Source organism: Gilvimarinus sp. 1_MG-2023 (assembly GCF_030548285.1).
Map to the genome: position 1 here is coordinate 1 of NZ_JAUOSC010001812.1, position 232 is coordinate 232.

1 pseudogene is annotated in these 232 nt (G+C 58.2%); it reads right to left on the bottom strand.

Going from position 1 to position 232, the window contains the following annotated elements:
- Positions 1-232: pseudogene (locus tag Q4563_RS22945) on the bottom strand (electron transport complex subunit RsxG); the annotation flags it as partial.

A 232-nucleotide genomic window follows, 5' to 3' on the forward strand; every position in this document is an offset into this window, starting at 1 on the left:
TAATCATATCGATGATGCCGCCCCAGCCCGCGATGCTGATCTGCAGGGCCAATGCGGTGATATCGCCGTCTTTACGTGCCAGCATCAGAGTCGCGGGGCCAGACAGCACTGGACTGGACAGCTGCTCCGTATCATTGAGCGGATCGTTGTCGTAATAGCTCTGTGGCAGTACCTGAGCCAGCATGGCCAGCTTGTCGGCAGTCAGATGGTCCGCGATGGTCTGATGCGTACC